Genomic DNA, 2,458 nt, shown 5'->3' with positions numbered 1-2,458 from the left:
AATACGAGACAAGGTTCACTCATTACCGCCCATGCTGGGTAAATTTTAACAGTGACAACTATCCTGCCAGAGGGGGTAATTTAAGAATACCAATTAAAGAAATTCTTTGTTTTTAAAAGTTGATTAATAAAGGTTAGCTATTTGATATGTTTGAACATGTAAAAGCGATGACGGTATTTGCTGTAGTCGTTGACGAGGGATCATTTCGTAAAGCGGCAACCAAGCTATCGCTATCACCTTCGGTTGTTAGCCAATATATCAGTCAGTTAGAGCTGCACCTAGGTACACCGCTTTTTTATCGCTCAACCCGCAAACTTTCTCTTACAGACTATGGCAAACAGCTATACCCTAGTTGCCAGCAGATGATGTACTGGGCTGAAACCGGGCTAAATTGCTTTAACCTAGATGAGGGCGAAATTGTCGGTAAGCTCTGTATCACCCTACCCGCAGTACTTATCGATACGGCGTTTCCCAAACTATTGGCTGAGTTCTGCACTGAGTACCCGCACATTGAGTTAACAGTTAATTTTGATAATCAAAGACATAACATAATTGAAGAAGGGATTGATTTAGCACTGCGGATAGGCTGGCTTGAGGACTCTAACCTCAAAGCTAAAAAAGTAATGGATGTGTATCGAGTGATCTGTGCCACCCAGCACTACCTTGCCAATAACTCAGCGATCAATACACCCAAAGATCTTGAGTCCCACCGTTGGGTTAGAACTGAGATGTTATTTTCTTCGGTCGAACTGACCAATACGGCCCTTAATAAGGCTGAAAAATTCACTGTTAAAAAAGGGATCATTATCAAGGGCGCCAATGCGTTTAAAGATATTGTGCAGACCAATTTTGGATTGGCGATGGGGCCGCGGTTCCTGATTCAGGAAGAACTTGATAACGGCAGCTTAGTTGAGGTGCTGCCCAACTGGAAGGCCAAGGCTGCCGGTATGTATTTTGTATGGGTGGATAACAAGGTAAAGAACCCACTAGTGGGTTACTTTACCGATTTCATGATCCCTAAATTAAAAGTAGCACTTCGAGTAGTTCGATAAAACTTGAGTGTAATGAATAATCGAGCTTCGCCTCTCGAACAGAAGTTTTTCAATACCCTAATTAATCCGTTAAACACTAATTGAGTAAGGCCGCTGACACGTTAATAAGATGGTATGCCCCACACATGCACTACACTCAGCTATGTCGCTGAATATTGGGAGGTGCCATCCTGTTGGTAATCAAATTTATTGGGACCGATTTAGGTAAATTTACTTTTCATGTCGTCAGTCACGACTACAGTGGTCATGAGCAATATCGGCATCTTGCTGCTTATGTTAGAAATCCTTCAGGTTTTTCTAATTTCAGCGTCTGAAAAATGAGAAGTATCGCTATTTTTTCAGGCCATTACTTCTACTTTATATAGTCATGAATAACGGTATTTGCATTGTCTTGGACTGACTCATTACCAATAATCTCAGGCCAGAGTGTCTCTTGGTTTGCCAATTTACCTGTTAGTCCTTTTTCACTTCCCCACCAAATACCAGAGTCAAAATCCTCTGTATTTAGCATTACGTCAATATAACGTTTAGCCCCTACTTCAACAGAGTGCGCTCTACCAAAGAGCTGCATAACTCGCATTGTGGCATTGGTCGCCCACTTTTGATACCAAGGGAAAGCATCAGCACCAGACGTACCCGCTGCCATTCCTGGATCAATAGTAACGAACCTAAAGTCCGTATGTTTACGTGCCATACTCATCGTCCATAGAGCACCCATAAGTTTTACGGAACCATAATGGTCAGTATAAGCCTTGTTATTGGCAAATTTTTCTCCATTTACAACCGATGTCCACTCTTCAATAGAACCATCTGTAATTGGTGGTTTCGCCGCGCCAAGCTCAGGTGCACCTCTTGCTGCAAAGCTCGCGACATACATCACCGAACCGCCTGTATTTAGCTTGCCGTTCCCCATTAAGCGCTCGGCTAAATGGATATTACCTAACACATTAACTACGAAGGTAAAAATAACACCATCTTTTGTCAGTTTTGTGGGCTCAGAGCCACCAGCACCGCCCGCATTCAATACAATGCCATCGACTTGGGTATTAAGGTTTTCTGCCGCATTTCGACAAGACTCTAAATCACTTACATCGACAATCAATGTTTCGAAAATATTCTTGCCTGTGAGATCTTCTAATTTCTGAAGCGCCTCTTGCGCTCGCGCTTCACTGCGGCATGCCAAAATGATTTTGGAAATGCCTTTTCTTTGAGCGAACTGTTTAGCAGCCTCGAAACCAAGTCCTGAGTTTGCGCCGGTAATTAAAATTGAAGAATAAGTCATATCGAATACCTAGTGTCAGAGATAGAAGAGCTGTAATGAAAGATCTGTTTATACTCGTTCAACTTGAAGATGCAGGCTTGAGAACTTGAAAGTTATCATTAATTCGAGATGCCAAAGAGCCTGC

Annotated in this window: 2 protein-coding genes; one reads left to right on the top strand and one right to left on the bottom strand. The window is 42.4% G+C overall.

Annotated elements, in window-relative coordinates:
* Window positions 1-146: 146 nt before the first annotated feature.
* A complete protein-coding gene (locus tag Q1A70_RS19540) occupies window positions 147-1,052 on the top strand; it encodes a LysR family transcriptional regulator (RefSeq protein ID WP_299695601.1) in 906 nt (301 codons plus the stop codon).
* A 352-nt stretch (window positions 1,053-1,404) separates the two neighbouring features.
* Here the strand turns inward: Q1A70_RS19540 and Q1A70_RS19535 are convergent, their stop codons facing one another.
* Window positions 1,405-2,334, bottom strand: a complete 930-nt coding sequence (locus tag Q1A70_RS19535) for an SDR family NAD(P)-dependent oxidoreductase (protein WP_299695603.1) — start codon at window positions 2,332-2,334, stop codon at window positions 1,405-1,407.
* Window positions 2,335-2,458 lie beyond the last annotated feature (124 nt).

It is taken from the genome of uncultured Vibrio sp. (assembly GCF_947488985.1).
Classification (GTDB): Bacteria; Pseudomonadota; Gammaproteobacteria; order Enterobacterales; family Vibrionaceae; genus Vibrio.
This window is presented reverse-complemented; position numbering and strand designations above follow the sequence as displayed.